The sequence below is a fragment of the Labrys sp. 22185 genome (assembly GCF_052045555.1).
Lineage (GTDB): Bacteria > Pseudomonadota > Alphaproteobacteria > Rhizobiales > Labraceae > Labrys > Labrys neptuniae.
The window spans coordinates 422,271-442,490 of the sequence record NZ_JBQEPH010000001.1; the positions used below are offsets into that span (position 1 = coordinate 422,271).

The window sequence follows — 20,220 nt, forward strand, 5'->3', positions numbered from 1 at the left end:
GCCAAAATCACAAGATATCAGTGTTTTTGCCTACATCTTATGCAAAAGGGGCACTCGTAACCGGGCGTCACTTGGGTTAAGGACCACCGTCCTGGGATCAACGATCGAGAAGCGACACATGACTTCAACGTTGCACGACAAGCTCTATTCGGCCGAGGCGGCGATGGCTGTCGGTGATGATGCGGCCAAGCTGCCCGAAGCGACCGGCGAGGCACGCGCCTTCCGTGACCTGATCCTCGCCAAGCTGACCTATGCCGTCGGCAAGGACCCGATCGTGGCGCGCGACCATGACTGGCTGCGGGCGGTGAGCCTGGCGCTGCGCGACCATATCGTCGACCGCTGGATGGCGACGACGCGCGGCGTCTACCGCATGGGCGGCAAGCGCGTCTATTATCTCTCGCTCGAATTCCTGATCGGCCGCCTGCTCAAGGACGGCCTCAACAATCTCGGCCTCGTGGCCACGGCGCGCGAGGCGCTGGCTTCTGTCGGCGTCGATCTCGACATGATTGCCGAGATGGAGCCCGATGCCGCCCTCGGCAATGGCGGTCTCGGCCGGCTTGCTGCCTGCTTCATGGAGAGCATGGCCACCGTCGGCATCGCCGCCTATGGCTACGGCATTCGCTACGAGAACGGCCTGTTCCGCCAGAACATCGTCGATGGCTGGCAGACGGAATCGCCCGAGAACTGGCTGCAGAACGGCAATCCCTGGGAATTCCCGCGCCGGGAAGTCGCCTATGAGGTCGGCTTCGGCGGTGCCGTCGAGGCAAGCGATGGCTGGGACGGCTCGGCCATACACAGCTGGAAGCCGGCGGAGACCGTGCTCGCTGTTGCCCATGACACGCCGGCCGTGGGCTGGCGCGGCAACCGCGTCAACACGCTGCGCCTGTGGTCGGCCCGCTCGCTCGATCCGATCTCGCTCGACGCCTTCAATGCCGGTGACCATATCGGCGCCCTGAACGACCGCACCAAGGTTGAGTCGATCTCGCGCGTGCTCTATCCGGCCGATTCCACCCCGGCGGGGCAGGAACTGCGCCTGCGTCAGGAATATTTCTTCACCTCGTCCTCGTTGCAGGACATCGTTCGCCGCCACCTGCAGCAGCATCGCGACATCAAGACCCTCCCGTCCAAGGCGGCGATCCAGCTCAACGATACGCATCCAGCCATCGCGGTGGCCGAGCTGATGCGTATCCTGATCGACATTCACGGGGTCAACTGGGCCGATGCCTTCGCCATCACCCGCGAGACGATCTCCTACACCAACCACACCCTGCTGCCCGAGGCGCTGGAAACCTGGCCGGTGCCGCTGATCGAGCGGCTGCTGCCGCGGCACATGCAGATCATCTACGCCATCAATGCCCGCGTGCTGACCGAGGCACGCGAGAGCGGCGCCTCCGATGCCATGATCGCCACCGTCTCGATCATCGACGAGAGCCATGGCCGGCGCGTGCGCATGGGCAATCTCGCCTTTGTCGGTTCGCACAAGGTCAATGGCGTGTCGGCTCTGCATTCGGAGCTGATGAAGGAGACGGTGTTCCGCGACCTCAACACGCTGTTCCCGGGCCGCATCACCAACAAGACCAATGGCATCACGCCGCGGCGCTGGCTGATGACGGCCAATCCGGGGCTGACCACGCTGTTGCGCGAAACCATCGGCGATGCCTATCTCGACGATGCCGAAAAGCTGGTGGCCTTGGAGCCCTACGCCAAGGACGCTGCCTTCCAGGAGGCCTTCGCGGCGGTCAAGCATGCCAACAAGGCGCGGCTGGCCAAGGTGCTGCAGCAGACCGTGGGCCTGCGCGTCGATCCCTCGGCGATGTTCGACGTCCAGATCAAGCGCATCCACGAATATAAGCGCCAGCTGCTCAACATCCTCGAGACCATCGCGCTCTATAACGCCATCCGCGCCCATCCCGAGAAGGATTGGGCGCCGCGCGTGAAGATCTTTGCCGGCAAAGCGGCCGCGAGCTACACCGCGGCCAAATATGTGATCAAGCTGATCAACGACGTCGCCAAGGTGGTGAATTCGGATCCGGCCGTGCGCAATTTGCTCAAGGTCGTCTTCATGCCGAACTACAATGTCAGCCTCGCCGAGGTGATCATTCCGGCGGCCGACCTCTCCGAGCAGATCTCGACCGCGGGCCTGGAAGCTTCGGGCACCGGCAACATGAAGTTCGGTCTCAACGGCGCCCTCACCATCGGCACGCTCGACGGTGCCAATGTCGAGATGAAAGAGCATGTCGGCGACGAGAATATCTTCATCTTCGGCCTGAAGGCGCATGAGGTCGAGGAAAAGAAGCGCCAGGGCCGCAATCCTGTCGACGCCATCGCGGCCTCGCCCGCTCTGGCCGAGGTGCTCGACGCGGTGGAAAGCGGCGTGTTCTCGCCGACCGATCGCGAACGTCATCGCGGCACGGTGCAGGCGCTGCGCTCCAGCGACTGGTTCTTCGTCACCGACGATTTCGACGCCTATGCCGCCATGCAGCGCAATGTCGATGCGCTCTGGGCCAACAAGGCGGCCTGGCGCGAGAAGTCGATCCTCAACGTCGCCCGCATGGGCTGGTTCTCCTCGGACCGCACCATCCGCGAATATGCCGACGAGATCTGGGGCGTGCAGACGACGCCGGTGGAATAGATGTCACATATCGTTTGCGGGCTTATGGATTTTGAGAGGCAGACGCCGCCCCTCACCCTTACCCTCTCCCCGTGAGAACGGGGCGAGGGAGACCTCGGCGATGAGTTTAATGACAACACGGTCTCATCTCGCGCAGCGGTCGAGCAAGATCTAAGGCTTGAGGAAAGATCGCGAGCCAACGTCCCCCCTCTCCCCGTTCTCACGGGGAGAGGGTAAGGGTGAGGGGCGGCGCAAAGCCCCGTCGGTATCGCCTCAGCCCTGGGTTACGCCCTGATCCCGTAGAGCAGCGGCATCAGGCCGACCATGGCCCTGAAGCGATCCCAGGATTTCTTCGGCGGGGTCGTCCATCCGGTTTCCGCAAGAGCCGAAATGCGGGGGAAGATCAGGCGGTCGAACACGCCCCTGTCGGTCATCGGTTCAGACCAGATGCAGGTCTGTACGCCCAGGAAATGTTGCCTCTGGGTGTCTGACCAGCCCTCCACCGGATCGAAGCCATAGATCTTCTCGGCATCGGACCAGCCGGCCCAGCCGGCGCCCGGTTCCGACCAGGCCGGACTGTTGGCCATGTCCAGATAATAGACCTGTCCGGGGCAGACGACGATGTCATAGCCTTCGGAGGCGAGTTTGGCGCTGATCTCCACCGTGTGCCAGCCATTGAGGTAGCAACTTGCCTTGTCGATGCCGCCGCCATGTGCGGCCTCTTCCCAGGCGCCCGTGATGCGGCCCCTGGCGGTCAGCGAGGCCTGGACGCGCTGCAGGAAATGGGCCTGCAATTCGGCGGTGCCGCCACCCCCCAATGCCTTGAGATGCGCCATGGCCTGGGGAGAGCCTTCCCAGGCGCCCGCCGGGACCTCGTCTGCGCCGACATGGATGGTGCGGGAGGGAAACAGCTCAAGCAATTCGTCGAGGAGCTTTTCCACGAAGGCGTAAGTCTCTTCACGGGCGGGGTTCAGGCAGTTGTTGGGAAAGCCCTGAATGGAGAAATATTCGCCCTGTTCGTCCGGGTCGCGCAGGGAGGGCAGGGATTGCAGCACCGAGTAGCAATGGCCCGGCATGTCGATCTCCGGAACGACGTCGATGCTGAGGCGTGTTGCCAGATCCACGATCTGCCGGATCGCCGCCTTGGTGTAGTAGCCGCCCGTGGGCGCTGCGCCGGAGCCGAGGAGAGAGGGAATGGCCAGGCCATGGCCGCGCCAGGCGCCGGTGGCGACCAGTTCCGGATAGGCCTCGATCTCAACGCGCCAGGCCTCGTCGTCGGACAGGTGCCAGTGGAAGCGATTCAGCTTGTTCCAGGCGAGAACGCGCAGGAACTGCGCGATCTCGGCCGAGCCATAGAACTGGCGGGCGACGTCGAGATGGGTACCGCGCCAGCGAGCCCAGGGTTCGTCCCGGATCTCGCCCTCCAGCGGGAACAGGAAGGTCTGCGGATGGAGGCGCGCGCCGCGCAGCATCTGTCCGAGGGTGATCAGACCGTAGAGGAAGCCGGCTTGGCTCGCGGCCGTGAGCGTCATGCCTTCCTCGGTAAAGAGAATCGAATAGGCCTCGGCAGTCATGCCGTCCTGGCGCCGCAGGGCAACGGCAAGTCCACCTTCGGCCTCCGGGCGTACGATGCCTTCGACCGGAAAGAGGCTGGTCGCCAGTTCGTCAAAGGCGGCGATCGCCCGGCTGGCCTCATCGCAATCGGGCCGGGGGGCAAGCCCCAAGGGCACGCCGCGCCGGCCCGTGACCGAAACCTCGTTCGGCCAGGGCACGATGGAGACGGCGGCAGGCGCGATATCCGGCACCGGATAGACGTCCGCGCCTCGCTTGGGGGAGGCGTTGTCGCCACTGGACCGGCTGGGCATGACCGTGACCGGCAGGTTGGTTCCATCGTCGAAGACGACATAGGCGGTGTTGGTTCCGTCCGTCCAATGCCGCAGCGGGTAGCTGAGGCCCCGGGCGGTGACGGTCCAGGCCGTGTTCGGATGCAGGACGAACCCTTCGGGTGGCGCGAACTCGGCATAGTTCGACAGGCGGGTTCGAAGCGAGCCGCCTTCGATCGTGGCGGCCGGGTCGATGCGTCCCGGACCGCTGATGCAGAGCCGGAAGCCCGATATCGGCCTGTCCGACGCATTGGTCAGGGTCAGGGCATAGGCGAGCGGCCGATCCTCGCCGGACGGCGTCCATTGGGTTTCGAGACGAAGAAGATTGCGCACGGATATCGTCATGAAAGTCTCTCGAAGGGCAAGGATCAACTGGAAGCTTTGAGGAGACCGGCAAAGATGCCGGGCGTGGAGTCGGCGATCGGTGTGGCGCCGACCGTGCGGGCATAGAATTCCACCGGCCCGACATCGCCGATGGCGGCATAGGCGTAGCCCTGTGCCCGCATGTCGTGGAGGCAGGCGAGGAGCAGGGCATGGCCGATGCCGCGACCACGCTCGGCCTCGTCCACGCCGGTGGGGCCGAAGAAGCCCCTGGCTGTGGCGTCGTAGCAGGCAAAACCGAGCAGTTGTCCGTGCCTGACCGCAATGAAGCACGAGACCGGCTGGCGGCAGAGCGCCACGGTCGCCTCGCTGGCCCAGCCGGCGGTGAAATGCCGGCGGATCCACTCCGTTATGGCGGCGAGCTCCGGGGGCAGGGCGCGCCGAAGCGTAACGCCGGCGTCATCGAGGCGGGCATCCAGCGCCCTGTTCGGGGCGAGGTCATAAAGTTTGACGAGAAGATCCATGCAAAGTCCTGTTCAGTCAGAAGCGTTGTGGTCCGCAGATCCGGGCATCCGGACGAAATGGTTCGAGCCCGCCTGTTCGACCGTGTTCGAGGCCGGGCGCGAAATACGGCGAATGTCTTCGGCGCGCCTGAGGAAGGCACCGCTTTGGCCCGGGATGAACGGGCGGTTCGGATCGGGAACGGCGGAAAGCAGCAGCTTGGTGTAGGGGTGACGCGGATTGGTGATCACCGCCAGGGCATCGCCCCATTCCACCATCTGTCCGGCGAACATCACCGCGATCTCTTCCGCCACATGGGCGGCCGTGGCGATGTCGTGGGTAATGTAAAGGAGGGCCAGGTTGCGTTCCTGCTTGATGCCGGCAAGCAGGTCGAGAATGCCCTGCCGGATCGAGACATCGAGCATCGAGGTGGGTTCGTCCGCCAGCAGGACCTGCGGGCGAACCGCAATGGCGCGGGCGATGTTGACCCGCTGGCGCTGCCCGCCGGAGAGCTGGTGCGGGAATTTGCCGATGGTCAGCTCGGGATCGAGGCCGACGCTCTCCAAGAGCTGCTTCACCCCCGCCCGGCCTTCGGCGCGTCCCCGGGCATGGCCATGCAGCAGCAGGGGACGGATGAGGTGGTGGCCGATGGAAAAGACCGGATTGAGGGAGGCGAAGGGATCCTGGAACACCATCTGCACCGCGCGCCGATAGGCCTTTTCCTCTGCGCGGCTGCCGGCCAGCGTGACGTTCCGGTCGTGGAAGTGCAGTGCTCCCCCGGTCGGCTGGTCCATGCGGGCGATGATGCGGGCGCAGGTGGTCTTGCCGCAGCCGGACTCGCCGACCAAAGCGAGGGCCTTGCCTGGCACGAGCGACAGGGTGATGCCGCGCAGCGCCTGCACGGCGCCGAAGGAGCGGGTGATGTTCTCCAGCCGGATGATCGGGGTCGCTGCCGGTTGCAGGCGGGTGGGGGTGGCCAGCATGTTCATCAAAGGCTCCCCTCGAGATGGCGGGCCGTGGGCAGGACCGGGATGGCGCTCCACAATTTGCGGGTATAGTCGTGGCGCGGGGCCGTGCTGATCTGAACGGTATCGCCGACCTCGACGAGTTCGCCCTTCAGCATCACCCCGATGCGATGGCAGATCTGCGCCATCAGGTGCAGGTCGTGGGTGATGAAGAGCACCGAAAAGCCCTGGCTCTGCTGCAGGTCAACGACCTGTTCCAGGATTTCGCGCTGCACCACGACGTCGAGCGCAGTGGTCGGCTCGTCCATGATGATCAGCTCGGGATGAAGCGCCAGGCAGATGGCGATGACGATGCGCTGGCGCATGCCGCCGCTGAACTGGTGCGGATAGTGGCCGAGGCGATCGGTGGGAATGCCGACCAGGCGAAACATATCCTCCGCCCTGGCCCGCGACTGCGCCCGCGAATAGCCCTTGTGGAGACGGAGCACGTCGTGGAACTGCGCTTCCACGCGCAGCAGCGGATTGAGGGAGTTCATTGCGCTCTGGAAGACCATGCCGATCTTGCGCCAGCGGATATGCCGGAGTTCGTCCTCCGGCAGGGCCAGGATGTCCTGGCCGTCCAGCAGGATGCGGCCGCCTCTTGTCCAGGCCGGCGGCTTGGCGAGGCGCGTGATGGCATAGGCGATCGTGCTCTTGCCGCAGCCGGATTCCCCGGCAAGCCCGAAGAGTTCGCCGCGACGGATCTGAAAGGAGACCTCCCTGACGGCCTGGAAGGTCCCCTTGTCGGTGAGGTAGTCGACGCTCAGATTCTGGATATCGAGAAGCACCTCGCTCATGACCCGCTCCTCGACAGGCGCTTGCGCCGGTTGCTCAGCTGCAGCCAGCGGGTCAAGGCAGGACCGGAGCGCAATTGCGGATTGGCGATCTCGTCGAAGGTGAAGTTGACGAGCGACAGGCCGAGCCCGACCAGCATGATGCCGATGCAGGGCGTGGCGATGTCCCACCAGGCACCGACGATGATGGCAGAGGAGTTCTGCGCGTTGTAGAGCATGGTGCCCCAGCTGACGTTCAGGGGATCGCCGAAACCGAGATATTCCAGCGTCGTCTGGGCGACGATGGCGTAGATGACGCTGCCGACGAAGTTGAGGGCGATCAGCGGCAGCAGGTTGGGCAGGATCTCGACGAAGACGACACGCCAGCTCGGCTCGCCGATCATGCGGGCGGCAACCACGAATTCGCGGTTGCGCAGCGCCAGCGTCTGGGAGCGCGTCATGCGCGCGCCCCATGGCCAGGACGTCAGGGCGATGATGGTCATGATGGCGACCGGGCCGACCTTGCCTGCGAAGGAGGCGAGCAGGATCAGGAGCGGTATGTTGGGAATGACCAGCACCGCATTGGTGAGGAGGTCGAGGGCATTGTCGGTGCGACCGCCGAAATAGCCGCCGAGCAGGCCGAGCAGCGTGCCGAGGGCCGTGATGGCCAGGCCGGTGGCAAAGCCCACCGCCAGCGAGGAGCGCGCGCCCCAGACGAACTGGGCGAAGACGTCACGCCCCATCTTGGTGGTGCCGAGCACATGTTCGGTGCTGGGGGGCTGGTGCGGGCGACCGACACGGGCCGCCGGATCGTTGGGGGCCAGGACCGGCGCCAGCAGGGCCGTCAGGCAGAGCAGCGCGACGATGACCAGGCCGAAGACGGCTTTCTTCTGTTTCAGGACGGCGTTCATGCCCTGGCCTCCCCGATGCGCGGATCGATCACGCCATAGACGAGGTCGACCAGGAGATTGGCGCCGAGCGTCGCCAGCGTCATCAGGAGGAGCTGACCCTGGATGACCGGATAGTCACGCGCGACGCTCGCCGTATAGAGCGTCAGGCCGAGGCCCGGATAATTGAAGACGATCTCGGTGACGATGGAGCCGCCGAAGACTGCGCCCAGGATCAGGGCAAGGTTGGTGAGCACGGGCAGCAGGGCGTTGCGGGCGGCGTAGTTGAACATCACTGCCATTTCCCTCAGGCCCTTGGCCCGGCCCATGGTGACGTAATCCTCGCCGAGCACGGAGATCATGCTGGTGCGCATGGTGGTCAGGAATTCGCCGATCAGTGCAGGCGAAAGCGCAAGGACCGGCATGGCCGCGTGGAGGAGGACGCTGCCGATGAAGCCTGGCGAGAAGGACGGATCCAGCGATGGATCATAGGCATAGCCCACCGGCAGCCAGCGCAGGCACACGCCGAAGACGAAGAGGATCGACAGGCAGATCACCACCGGCGGCACCGATTTCATCACGATTGCCAGCGGCGAGACGATGGTGTCGAGACGTCCGCCGCGGCGCCAGGCCGCCAAGGCGCCGAGAAGGCAGCCGACGATGAGCGAGAAGGTGATGGCGGCGAAGATCAGGAAGGCGGTCCAGCCTGCGGAGCGGGCGAGGACCTGGGTGACGGTCTGGGGATAGTATTTGACCGATACCCCCAGATCGAACGTCGCCAGCCCCTGCAGATATTCCAGGAACTGGCTCCAATAGGACTGGTCCACCGCACCGAAGCGGGCGCGGATGGCATCGACGGCCGCGGGCGTGGCGCGCGGGCCGAGTTGGGCGATCATCCCGTCGACAGGGCTGCCGGGCATCAGCCGTGGCAGCAGGAAGTTGACCAGGATGGCGAAGATGAAGGCGGTACCATAGACCGCCAGCCGGCGGGATGAGAGCCGCATCAGTCGGCATTCGCCACTGGCTTCAGGCGTAGCAGATGCATGAGCCTGATGCGGTTGTCGTCGTGGTTCTCCGGATTCATCGCGGGATCGTCCTTGGTGACCCAGCCGGTGAAACGCTTCGAACTGTACTGATACCAGGTCGGGCCGTTGAACAGGGGAACCATGGGGAAATTATCGGCGATGTGGAGCTGGATCTTGCCGAAGATGGCTCGGAAGTCCGCATCCTTGGAGGCGCGCTTATAGTCCTCGAACAGCTTGTCGAGGTCGGCATTGCTATAGCGCGAGGCGGCGAAGGACGACCGGCCGACAAAGGGAGTGGCGAGGGTCTGGTAATAGGCGCGGAACGGGGTGGGGCCGTCGGGCCGGGACTGGAACACGGTGTCGTAATTGCCTTCGACGATCTGCTTGTTCCACTGCTCATATTCGGGGGTGGCGACCGAAGCGTTGATGCCGGCCTTGCGCAGGCCCTCCACGCCGATCTGCACGGCGTCGATCCAGTCCGTCCAGCCATTCGGCACGGCGACGGTGAAGGCGATCGGCTCGCCCTTCGGGGTCTTGCGGAAGCCGTCGGCACCCTTGGCGTAGCCCGCCTCGTCGAGGAGCTTGTTGGCCTTGTCGACGTCATAGCCCATCCAGGCGTCCTGGCCCTGCTGGGCCTGCGGATTGGCCCAATTGTCGAAATGCAGCGGCAGGCCGGTCGCGTGGGGATTGACCTGTGGGTAGCCGAAACCGGCGATATCGACCATCGATTTGCGGTCCATCAGCAGGCTGACGGCCTGGCGGAACTTGATGTCGTCGAAAGCCGCCTTGTTGCCCGGATTGGTGGTCTTGAGGTTCATCTCGAAGGAGACGGTATTGGCGGAGGGCTGCCAGTAGCCATTGTGCTTGGGATCGAGCGAGACATAGGTCTTTTCGATCTCGGGCAGGAAGGAACCGAACCAGTCCATGTTGCCCTCGGGCAAGGTCGCCAGCATCTGGTCGTTGCCGCTGATCTGGGGCAGCTTCAGGCAATCCACCTTCAGATGCTCGGCATCCCAATAATTGGGATTGCGGCATTGCTCGTAGACCTGCGGGGTGAAGCGGCGGATTTCGGTCATCGGGCCGGAGCCGACGGGATTCTCATTCTTGTAGGCGAAGGGATCGCCGACGCCCTTCCAGACATGCTCGGGCACGACGGTGAAGTCGGCGAGGGACTCGGGGAACTGGGAATCGACGTCCTTGAGATTGACCCTGACCTGGTTGGGCGCGGGCAGTTCCACCGATTGTACGGCGGCGCCGACCCCGACGATGTCGATGGAAGGGTTCTTCATCATCAGGTCGAAAGTGAATTTGACGTCCTTGGCGGTCAGGGGCTGCCCGTCCGACCATTTGACGCCATCACGAATGGTGTAGGTGACGGATTTGAGGTCATCGGAGAACTTGTAGGCGGTGGCCAGGCGATAGATCGGCTTGCCGTTGTCGTAGGCGTTGAAGATGACAAGCGGCTCGTAGATGAAGTCGAGCGTGCTCTGCCGACGGCCAGCCGCGTCGAAGGGGTTGAAATTGCGCACCCAGCTGGTCTGCTCCTCGATATGCATGGTGAGCAGCGCCTCCGCCGAGGCATTGCCGATGATGGTGCTCGCGCACAAAGCGATCAGGATGCGTTTCATGGTCCACCTCTGTTATGGGATCGATCCCACATTTGTTTATGGTCATTTCACAACCCATCCCGGCCGGCACATGGTGCTGGGCGGGGCGGGCCGTCCTACGCTCTTGTTGCCTCCGCGGCGTGGTCCGTCCGGTGTCCTGCCGAATGGGGGATGACGCTTTCCCGGACGATCAGCTCGGCGGGAATGACGATGTCCTCCGGTGTGAAATTCCTGTCGGCAATCATGTCGAGCAGGAGTCTTGCAGCCGTCTGACCGGCTATATCCGTCGGCTGGCGGATGGTCGTCAGCGACGGGGTGAGATGCCTCGCGTGAAAATTGTCGTCGAAGCCGAGGAGGGAGATCTGTTCCGGCGCCCTGACGCCGTGGTGGCGCAGCGCCAGCAGCACGCCGGCGCCGATATCGTCGTCGCCCGCAAAGATGGCACTGACCTGCCGGCCCGACGCCAGCAGCCGTTCCGTGGCTTCGTAGCCGAAGCGCTCCTTGTAGTCGCCGGCTTCCAAATGGATGTCGGCCCGGCTCATGCCGGCTTCCGCTAGGGCGGTGTCGATGCCGCGCAGGCGCTCGCGCGTGTCGAAATAGGTGAGGGTGCCGGCAAAATAGGCGATGTCGCGATGGCCCATGGTCAGCAGATAGCGCATGCCGTCGAGCGCGCCGTTGTAATTGTCGATGCCCACCCTGGCCCAGGCCAGCGAGGTCGGCTCTCCGCCGATCGCCACGATGGGAATATCGGCCTTGGCGACCACTTCCTTGACCTCGTCGCTTACGGCATTTTCGAGATAGAGGATCAGGCCGTCGCAGGAGCGGTCGATCAATTCGAGGATCGCCCGCGCTTCCTCATGCGCTTGGGCATAACCGCTGGCGAGCAGGATCGACTTGTCGGCGGCGCGGCACACGCTCTGCATGCCGCCGACCATCTGGGCGTAGAAGGGGCTGGCGACGTTGACGACCACCGCGCCGATGATCTCGGAGCGATTGGAGCGCAGCCCCCGTGCCATCGTATTGGGCCGGTAGCCCAGTTCCGCGATGGCCGCCTCCACCGCCTGGCGCGCATTGTCCGAAACATATCCATTGCCGGCAATGATCCGCGATACCGTCGATCGCGAAACACCGGCCCGCCTGGATACGTCTCTGATCGTAACCACGAAGGCTCCGCTGCTGCATTGTGGGATCGATCCCATATCTAGAACGCATGTTGGAGACGATGTCAAATCACCCCGTGGATTTTCGATCGACCCTCGCTGGGTGGACGGCGCCGCCGCTTCTTCGAAGGTCGCCCGACGGCGCACCGTGAGCTGGAACCACCAAATTCTTCACCCTGCAGCACCCTTGGCATAACCCATTTGGGCAGGCTGCGTTTAATCGTTGACCGTTGTAGCAAAAGCCCTAGCTTGTGTTCGAGAGGATCACAGAAAAACGCCTGGTCCCGGCAAGTCCAGGCGTTTCGATCCGGTTCGAAAAGGGGTCGTAGCGCTTGGCAAAGACAACGAAGACGAACGCTCCCGTCGCCAGAGCCGCAAAGCCGGCACCCTTGGCCAAGCGGCCGGCCAGCCGCGGTAAGACAGCGGATTGGCGTTTGTCCGAAGTGGAAGTCGCCGCGCTCGCGGCCGGCCGTCATGCCGATCCTTTCGCCGTGCTCGGCCCGCATGAGACACCCGCCGGCCTTGTGATCCGCGCCTTCGTTCCCAATGCCGAGACGCTGTCGGTGCTCGCGCCCAATCTGGTCGGACCCGTTGCCCTGGAGCGGCGGCATGACGATGGCGTCTTCGAAGGCTTGGTGCCCGACAGCGTCGGGATCTACCGCCTGCGTGCCGTCAATGCGGGAGGGCAGTGGGAGGTCGAGGATCCCTATCGTTTCGGGCCGCTGCTGGGGCAGATCGACGACTATCTGCTGACGGAGGGTACCCATCTCCGACTCTGGGACAAGCTCGGTGCTCGTCCCCTGCGGCATGGAGACATGGACGGCGTGCATTTCGCCGTATGGGCGCCGCATGCCAGGCGGGTGTCGATCGTCGGCGATTTCAACGACTGGGACGGCCGTCGCCATCCCATGCGCAAGCGCGTCGATACCGGCGTGTGGGAAATCTTCCTGCCCGGTGTCGGGGTCGGCGCCCATTACAAATACGAGATCATCGGTCCGAATGGCGCGCTGCTGCCGCTGAAGAGCGATCCCTTCGCCTTTGCCAGCGAATTGCGCCCCGGCACGGCCTCCCGGGTCGCCTCGTCGGAGCCCTTCGTCTGGACGGACCAGCAATGGCTCGAGGAGCGGGCGCATCGCGATGCGAGACGGGCACCGATGTCGATTTACGAGGTGCATCTCGGTTCCTGGAAGCGCGGCGAGCACCAGCGCTTCCTCAGCTACGACCAGCTTGGCGACGAGCTGATCGCCTATGTCCAGCATATGGGCTACACCCATATCGAATTGCTGCCGGTGACGGAGCACCCCCTCGATGCGTCCTGGGGCTATCAGCCGACCGGCATGTTCGCGCCGACCAGCCGTTTCGGCTCGCCCGAGGGGTTCGCCCGTTTCGTCGACCGTGCCCATGCCGCTGGCATCGGCGTGATCCTCGACTGGGTGCCCGCGCATTTCCCGACCGACTCGCATGGCCTGGCCTGGTTCGACGGCAGCGCGCTCTATGAGCATCCCGATCCTCGGCGCGGCTTCCACCCCGACTGGAACACGGCAATCTACGATTTCGGCCGGCGTGAGGTCGCCAACTTCCTGATCGCCAACGCCCTGTTCTGGCTGGAGCGTTACCATATCGACGGCCTGCGCGTGGATGCGGTGGCCTCCATGCTCTACCTCGATTATTCGCGCAAGGACGGGGAGTGGCTGCCTAACATCCATGGCGGGCGTGAGAACCTCGACGCCATCGCCTTCCTGCAACGCATGAACAAGGAAGTCTATGCCGCCCATCCCGGCGTGATGACCATCGCCGAGGAATCCACCGCCTGGCCCGGTGTGTCCAAGCCCGTGCATGACGGCGGTCTCGGCTTCGGATTCAAGTGGAACATGGGCTTCATGCATGACACGCTGAGCTACATGCAGCGCGAGCCGGTCTATCGCCAATATCATCATGACGATCTGACCTTCGGCCTCATCTACGCCTTTGCCGAGAATTTCGTGCTGCCGCTCTCCCATGACGAGGTGGTCCATGGGAAGAATTCCATCGTCAACAAGATGTCCGGCATGGAGGGCGATAAATTCGCGACCCTTCGGGCCTATTATGCGCTGATGTGGGCCTATCCCGGCAAGAAATTGCTGTTCATGGGGCAGGATTTCGGTCAGCGCCGCGAATGGAACGAGAATGTCGGACTGGACTGGGACCTGATGCAGTACGGCCCGCACAAGGGGCTGAGCGATCTCGTCCGCGATCTCAACCATCTCTATCGCGGCCGTGCGGCGCTGCATCAGCGCGATTGCGAGGGTGACGGCTTCGAGTGGATGGTCGTCGACGACAATGCCAATTCGGTGTTCGCCTGGGCGCGCTATGCCACCGATGCGATGCCGATCGTGGTGGTGGCCAATCTCACTCCCGTCGCGCGCGACGACTATCTGCTGCCCCTGCCGCTGGCCGGGCAGTGGTGGGAAATTCTCAACACCGACTCCGAGCGTTATTTCGGGCTCAATCGAGGCAATTCCGGCGGAGTCTATGCTTATGCGGGCGATTGGAAGGGCAAACCGGCGTCCGCGCGTATCAATCTGCCGCCCCTGACGGCCATCATGCTGGAATGGGCGGGGAACTAGGCTGGGGAGTGGGCGTTGCATGTCTTTGGAGAGTCGCGGCTCTGCGATAGGAGCCAAGGCTGAACAAGAAGGCAGCAGCGTCATCCCGGATTATCAGTGGGAGGAACTGTATGACGGAACCGAGGCATTCGAAGGGTGGGCCGCTGGCACGTTCGGCCATGGCTTATGTGCTGGCCGGAGGCCGCGGCAGCCGCCTGATGGAATTGACCGACCGGCGCGCCAAGCCCGCGGTCTATTTCGGAGGTAAGAGCCGCATCATCGACTTCGCCCTTTCGAACGCGATCAACTCGGGCATCCGTCGTATCGGCGTGGCCACGCAATACAAGGCGCATTCGCTGATCCGCCACCTCAATCGCGGTTGGAACTTCCTGCGGCCGGAGCGCAATGAAAGCTTCGACATCCTGCCGGCCAGCCAGCGCATTTCCGAGGACATGTGGTATCGCGGTACGGCGGACGCGGTCTATCAGAACCTCGACATCATCGACGGCACCGGCGTCGAATACATGGTCATCCTGGCGGGCGACCATATTTACAAGATGGACTATGAGCTGATGCTCAAGCAGCATGTCGAGCAGAACGCCGATGTCACCATCGGCTGCCTCGAAGTGCCGCGCATGGAGGCTACCGGCTTCGGCGTCATGCATGTCGACGAGCAGGACCGCATCGTCGCCTTCGTGGAGAAGCCCAAGGATCCACCCGGCATTCCCGGCAATCCCGAAATGGCCCTGGCCTCGATGGGCATCTATGTCTTCTCGATGAAGTTCCTTACCGAGGAACTCAACCGGGATGCCAACGATCCCAATTCGAGCCGCGATTTCGGCAAGGACATCATTCCCCACATCGTCAAGAACGGCAAGGCGGTGGCGCACCGCTTCCCGGCGAGCTGCGTGCGCTCCGAGCACGAAAAGGAATCTTATTGGCGCGACGTCGGCACGGTGGACGCCTATTGGGAGGCCAATATCGACCTCACCGACGTCGTGCCCGCGCTCGACCTCTACGACCAGGAATGGCCGATCTGGACCTTCGCCGAAATTACGCCGCCGGCTAAATTCGTGCATGACACCGAGGGACGGCGCGGCACCGCGATCTCCTCGCTGGTGTCCGGCGGCTGCGTCGTCTCCGGGGCAACGGCCAAGCACTCGCTGCTCTATACCGGCGTGCGCATCAACTCCTATTCCAGTGTGGAGAATGCCGTGATCCTGCCCTATGTCGAGATCGGGCGATCGGCACAGCTCAAGAATGTGGTGATCGACCGCGGCGTGATAATTCCCGAGGGCCTGGTCGTCGGCGAGGATCCGGAACTGGACGCCAAGCGCTTCCGGCGGACGGAAAAGGGCATCTGCCTGATCACGCAGCCCATGATCGACAAGCTGAAGCTCTGACGACACGATCCAGGGCATTTTCCGGCGGAGCCACAAGCGTATCGGCCAGGAAAATGCGTCAAAACAAGAAGTTAGCGCTTTCGATGATCAAAGTTCTCGCGGTTGCGTCCGAAATCCATCCGCTGATCAAGACGGGGGGGCTCGCCGACGTCGTCGGCGCGCTGCCTGCTGCCCTGAAAGGCCATGACGTCGCGGTGACGACGGTCATCCCCGGCTACCCCGCCGTGATGGCGGCCAGCACGGCCTGGGAGACGGTGGCCAAGCTGCCGGGGTTCTTCGGTGGTCGCACCGCCATCAAGCGCGCCACCATCGGCGAGCTCGATCTCCTGGCCGTGGATGCGCCGCATCTGTTCGACCGACCGGGAAATCCCTATGTCGACGCCGATGGGCGCGACTGGCTCGACAATCCCCAGCGCTATTGCGCCCTGTCGAGCGCGGCGGCGGAAATCTGCCACGGTCTTGTCAAGACCTACCGGCCCGACATCGTGCATGTGCACGACTGGCAGGCGGCGATGACGCTGGCCTATCTCAACTACACCGATGCCGTCAGGCCGAAATCGGTGATCACGGTGCACAACCTTGCCTTCCAGGGCCAGTATCCCCGCTCGATCCTCGGCAGTCTCGGCCTGCCGCAGCGGGCCTTTGCCCTGGACGGGGTCGAGTATTACGGCATGATCGGCTTCCTCAAGGCCGGGCTGCATTTTGCCGACCGCATCACCACCGTCTCGCCGCGCTATGCCGCCGAGATCAAGACGGCGGAAGCCGGCATGGGCCTGGAAGGCCTGCTCGCTGGCCGCGCCGATGTGCTCTCCGGCATCGTCAACGGCATCGACGAACGGGTGTGGAATCCCCAGACCGACCCGAGCCTGGTCGTGAATTACGATGCCAAGTCCCTCGCCAGGCGTGGGGGCAATCGCAAGGCACTGGAGGAGCGTTTCGGCCTCGATCACGACGACTCGCCGCTGTTCTGCCTGGTCAGCCGCCTGACCTGGCAGAAAGGCATCGACATTCTCGCCGAGGCGTTGCCGCATCTGGTCGCCTCCGGCGCGCGGCTGGCCCTGCTCGGTTCCGGCGATCGGGAACTGGAGGGCATCTTCCGCCAGGCAAGCCTTCAGCATCGAGGGCGCGTCGGTACGGTGTTCGGTTTCGACGAGGCGCTCTCGCATCTGATGTTCGGCGGCTCGGACATGACCCTGGTGCCGTCGCGCTTCGAGCCTTGCGGCCTCACCCAACTCTACGGCCTGCGCTATGGCTGCATTCCCGTGGTGGCGCGTGTCGGGGGGCTCTCCGACACCATCGTCGACGCCAACGATGCCGCCTTGACGCTCAAGGCCGCCACCGGCGTGCAGTTCCAGCCGATCACGCCGGACATGCTGCGCGATGCCATTTCGAGGGCCATCGCGCTCTACCACGACAAGCCCGTGTGGCAGGCGATGCAGCGCCGCGGCATGGGGCTGGACCAGTCCTGGGATCTCAGGGCTGCCGGCTATGCCAAGCTCTATCGTGATCTCCTGGGGTGAGGGGCACCGCCAGCCTCGCCTCCAACAGATCGACCTTCAAATAAACCAGAACCGGAACCTCACTATGATCCGCACTGTCCCGACCCAACCCTTCGATGGCCAGAAGCCCGGTACGTCCGGCTTGCGCAAGAAGGTGCCGGTGTTCCAGCAGCCGCATTATGTCGAGAATTTCGTGCAGTCGATTTTCGACACGCTTGAGGGCTTTGCCGGCAAGACATTGGTCGTCGGCGGCGACGGGCGCTACTACAACCGCGAGGTCGTGCAGAAGATCCTCAAAATGGCCGCCGCCGCCGGCTTCGGACGTATCAAGGTCGGGCAGGGCGGCCTGATGTCGACGCCGGCCGTCTCGGCCGTCATCCGCAAATATGGGGCCTTCGGCGGCATCGTACTCTCCGCTTCGCACAACCCCGGCGGGCCCGACGGAGACTTCGGCATCAAGTACAATATCGGCAATGGCGGTCCGGCGCCCGAGAAGATCACCGATGCCGTCTTTGCCCGTACCAAGTCGATCAGCGAGTTCAAGATCGCCGACGTGCCCAATATCGACATCGACAAGCTCGGCGAAACGGCGATCGGCGATACCATCGTCGAAGTGGTCGATCCCGTCACCGATTATGCCGAGCTGATGGGCAGGCTCTTCGACTTCGATGCCATCCGGGAGCTGTTCAAGTCCGGCTTCACCATGCGCTTCGATGCGATGTCGGCCATCACCGGCCCCTACGCCCGACGCATCATCGAGGACCAGCTGGGTGCCGCTGCCGGCACGGTGGTGAACGCGACACCGCTGCCCGATTTCGGCGGCCATCATCCCGATCCCAACCCGGTCAACGCCAAGGAGCTCTACGATCTCATGATGGGGCCGAACGCCCCCGATTTCGGGGCGGCCTCGGATGGCGACGGCGATCGCAACCTCATCATCGGCCGCGGCATCTTCGTCACGCCCTCGGACAGCCTCGCCATCCTCGCCGCCCATACCCATCTGGCGCCCGGCTATGCCAAGGGCATTTCCGGCATCGCCCGCTCGATGCCCACCAGCCTTGCCGCCGACCAGGTCGCCAAGGCGATGGGCGTGGGCATCTATGAGACGCCGACCGGCTGGAAGTTCTTCGGCAACCTGCTCGATGCCGACCGCGTCACCATCTGCGGCGAGGAAAGCGCCGGCACTGGCTCGAACCACGTTCGCGAGAAGGACGGGCTGTGGGCGGTTCTGCTCTGGCTGACCCTGCTGGCCAAGCGCCGCCAGCCTACGCTTGATATCGTACGCGAGCATTGGGCCAAATATGGCCGGAACTATTATTCGCGCCACGACTATGAGGCCGTGCCCACCGAAGCCGCCAATGCGGTGATGGAAGCGGTCCGTTCGCAGATCCCCAGCCTGCCTGGCAAGAGCTTCGGGGCGCTAAAGGTCAAATCCGCCGACGATTTCGCCTATCACGATCCGGTCGACGGTTCGGATTCGAAGAACCAGGGCCTGCGCGTGCTGTTCGACAACGGTTCGCGCATCGTCTACCGCCTCTCCGGCACCGGTACGGAAGGCGCGACCTTGCGCGTCTATCTCGAGCGCTACGAGGCCGATCCTGCCCATCATGCCATCGAGACGCAGGCCGCTCTCGCCGATGTCATCGCTGTCGCGCGCCAGCTCAGCGGCATCGCCGAGAAGACCGGCATGGCCGAACCGAGTGTGGTGACCTGAGGGGCGGCCGCCCTTCTCCCCTTGCGGGAGAAGGTGCCGGCAGGCGGATGAGGGGTCGCGCTACCTTTTGATAGCTCGGCACGACCCCTCATCCGGCACTTCGTGCCACCTTCTCCCGCAAGGGGAGAAGGAAACCCTACCCCCGCGGCGCGCAGAGTTTGGGCTGGTTCAGCACCACCGGCTCGAGACGGCCGGCAGCGATGCGCTTGGCGGTGCGGTCATCCCTCAGCTGGCCCGCCAGGGCATAGGTACGACGCATCAGCTCCAGCGCGACCGCCTTGCGGTCGGTGGCGGCCGCGAAGGCCGCACCGTCGATGGGATCGCCGATGGCGATCGGCAGGATCGTGCCGATGCGGTCGCGCACTTCCTTGAAGATCAGGGACAGGCGCAGGGTCTGGTTGAGGTGGCTGGCGATCTGGAACAGGCGGCTGTTTTGGCCGCCGAAGAAGATCGGCACCACCGTGGCCTTGGAGCGCTGGATCAACTGCACGGTGAAGGGTTGCCAGGGGGCGTCCATGGCGGGGCGCCGCCCGAGCTTGTCGGGTGAGGTCGAGACACCGCCGGCCGGGAAGACGATCACGCAGCCGCCGCGGTCGAGCAACCGGCGTGCTTCGGCGCGTGTGCGCAAATTGGTCTGCATCGCCTCCTCGGTCTCCGCGAAATCGACGGGCAGGAGGAAGGCCTGCGTTTCCGGCGCATGCAGAAGCACGGCATTGGTGAGGATGACGAAATCCTGGCGGACCAGGCCGATCAGCCAGGCGATGGTGATGCCGTCGAGCACGCCATAGGGGTGGTTGGCGACGATGACGCAGGGCCCCGTCTTTGGAATCTTGTCGAGCTGGGTCCTGTCGAACTGGACGTCGAGCCGGAGCTGGCGGACCGCTGCGGCAAAAAAGCTCTCGCCGGCCACCGGATTGCGCTGGTTTTCGAGGTAGAGACGCTTCAGCCGAGGCTGCCCCGTCACCTTCTCGATGGCCCGGATCAGCGCCTGTTTCGGTTTGGAAAAGGTGGGGTCCGCATAGGTGAACTGGACGACGTCCGTTTCGGCCCCGGCTGGGTCGGCAATATGGCGAACCATGGTTTTCCTTCGGGCACACTATCGCGCCAGGACGTTCCTACAGCAAAACGTGCGACAAGGACATTGGTCGGCGACGATTCAGCCGCAATGGATAGCGGACAGAAATTTCGCCGCATCCTGTCATCTAGTCTTTGCGTTTTGATCGTCCAAGATGTCAGGAAAGTACGAC

At 63.9% G+C, this 20,220-nt stretch carries 14 protein-coding genes; 5 read left to right on the forward strand and 9 right to left on the reverse strand.

Features of this window, described 5'->3' with window-relative positions:
- Positions 1-118 precede the first annotated feature (118 nt).
- Positions 119-2,632, forward strand: a complete 2,514-nt coding sequence (locus ACTJKX_RS01985) for a glycogen/starch/alpha-glucan phosphorylase (protein WP_440724190.1) — start codon at positions 119-121, stop codon at positions 2,630-2,632.
- A gap of 263 nt (positions 2,633-2,895) precedes the next feature.
- Here ACTJKX_RS01985 and ACTJKX_RS01990 read toward each other — a convergent pair whose 3' ends face one another.
- The 8 genes from ACTJKX_RS01990 to ACTJKX_RS02025 form a co-directional block, all read right to left on the reverse strand.
- The gene (locus ACTJKX_RS01990) at positions 2,896-4,839 is read right to left on the reverse strand and encodes a beta-N-acetylhexosaminidase (protein ID WP_440724191.1); all 1,944 of its coding nucleotides are present in this window, start codon (positions 4,837-4,839) and stop codon (positions 2,896-2,898) included.
- Positions 4,840-4,862: 23 nt separating this feature from the next.
- Positions 4,863-5,339, reverse strand: coding sequence for a GNAT family N-acetyltransferase (locus ACTJKX_RS01995; protein ID WP_394310205.1), 477 nt, complete (start codon positions 5,337-5,339; stop codon positions 4,863-4,865).
- Positions 5,340-5,351: 12 nt separating this feature from the next.
- Positions 5,352-6,299, reverse strand: a complete 948-nt coding sequence (locus tag ACTJKX_RS02000) for an ABC transporter ATP-binding protein (protein WP_394310692.1) — start codon at positions 6,297-6,299, stop codon at positions 5,352-5,354.
- A gap of 5 nt (positions 6,300-6,304) precedes the next feature.
- Complete coding sequence (locus tag ACTJKX_RS02005) at positions 6,305-7,117, reverse strand: ABC transporter ATP-binding protein (RefSeq protein WP_440724192.1); 813 nt, start codon at positions 7,115-7,117, stop codon at positions 6,305-6,307.
- Positions 7,114-8,004: an ABC transporter permease gene (locus ACTJKX_RS02010; protein ID WP_415084319.1), complete on the reverse strand. Its 891-nt coding sequence runs from the start codon at positions 8,002-8,004 to the stop codon at positions 7,114-7,116. Before ACTJKX_RS02010 ends, ACTJKX_RS02005 begins: the two co-directional genes overlap by 4 nt.
- Positions 8,001-8,984 carry an ABC transporter permease gene (locus tag ACTJKX_RS02015; RefSeq protein WP_440724193.1) on the reverse strand — a complete coding sequence of 328 codons (984 nt, stop codon included), beginning with the start codon at positions 8,982-8,984 and terminating at the stop codon, positions 8,001-8,003. Before ACTJKX_RS02015 ends, ACTJKX_RS02010 begins: the two co-directional genes overlap by 4 nt.
- Entirely contained in the window at positions 8,984-10,633 is a 1,650-nt protein-coding gene (locus ACTJKX_RS02020) for an ABC transporter substrate-binding protein (RefSeq protein ID WP_394310201.1), read from the reverse strand. The genes ACTJKX_RS02015 and ACTJKX_RS02020 overlap by 1 nt, the downstream gene beginning before the upstream one ends.
- A 95-nt stretch (positions 10,634-10,728) precedes the next feature.
- A complete protein-coding gene (locus tag ACTJKX_RS02025; RefSeq protein WP_440724194.1) occupies positions 10,729-11,775 on the reverse strand; it encodes a LacI family DNA-binding transcriptional regulator in 1,047 nt (348 codons plus the stop codon).
- A gap of 386 nt (positions 11,776-12,161) precedes the next feature.
- Between ACTJKX_RS02025 and glgB the strand changes: the two genes are divergently transcribed.
- The 4 genes from glgB (at position 12,162) to ACTJKX_RS02045 (ending at position 18,973) form a co-directional block, all read left to right on the forward strand.
- On the forward strand, positions 12,162-14,378 hold the full coding sequence (gene glgB, locus ACTJKX_RS02030; RefSeq protein WP_440724501.1) for a 1,4-alpha-glucan branching protein GlgB: 2,217 nt from the start codon (positions 12,162-12,164) through the stop codon (positions 14,376-14,378).
- 110 nt (positions 14,379-14,488) lie between these two features.
- On the forward strand, positions 14,489-15,760 hold the full coding sequence (glgC, locus tag ACTJKX_RS02035) for a glucose-1-phosphate adenylyltransferase (RefSeq protein WP_311933417.1): 1,272 nt from the start codon (positions 14,489-14,491) through the stop codon (positions 15,758-15,760).
- Between the two features lie 86 nt (positions 15,761-15,846).
- Complete coding sequence (gene glgA / locus ACTJKX_RS02040) at positions 15,847-17,280, forward strand: glycogen synthase GlgA (protein ID WP_440724502.1); 1,434 nt, start codon at positions 15,847-15,849, stop codon at positions 17,278-17,280.
- 64 nt (positions 17,281-17,344) lie between these two features.
- A complete protein-coding gene (locus ACTJKX_RS02045) occupies positions 17,345-18,973 on the forward strand; it encodes an alpha-D-glucose phosphate-specific phosphoglucomutase (protein WP_440724195.1) in 1,629 nt (542 codons plus the stop codon).
- Positions 18,974-19,109: 136 nt separating this feature from the next.
- On the opposite strand, the gene ACTJKX_RS02050 is transcribed toward ACTJKX_RS02045, so the two are convergent.
- On the reverse strand, positions 19,110-20,051 hold the full coding sequence (locus tag ACTJKX_RS02050; protein WP_440724196.1) for a lysophospholipid acyltransferase family protein: 942 nt from the start codon (positions 20,049-20,051) through the stop codon (positions 19,110-19,112).
- Positions 20,052-20,220 lie beyond the last annotated feature (169 nt).